We start from the raw sequence: 263 nt of genomic DNA, 5'->3' as shown, positions 1-263 counted from the left end.
CATGCATACGGTTCTACTAAAAACGGAAAAGATGGTGGACCACAAGCAAGTATTGATGCAGTTGAAAAATTAATGAATGTTCCTGTCGATTACTTTGTAAAGTTTAACTTCAAATCATTTATGAAAATTGTCGATGATTTAGGCGGGATTGAAGTCGATGTACCAGTTGAATTTACTGAACAAGATAGCAATGATAATGCTGATGCAATTCATCTGAAAAAAGGTGTTCAAAAGCTAAATAGTGAAGAAGCTCTTGCTCTTGC

1 protein-coding gene is annotated in these 263 nt (G+C 35.0%); it reads left to right on the top strand.

Annotated features, from left to right (window positions below; genetic code table 11):
• A partial coding sequence (locus SB658_RS24800) for an LCP family protein (RefSeq protein WP_410603059.1) occupies positions 1-263 on the top strand: 263 nt, incomplete at both ends.

Source organism: Bacillus sp. SIMBA_008, assembly GCF_046535495.1.
Lineage (GTDB): Bacteria > Bacillota > Bacilli > Bacillales > Bacillaceae > Bacillus > Bacillus subtilis.
This window is presented reverse-complemented; position numbering and strand designations above follow the sequence as displayed.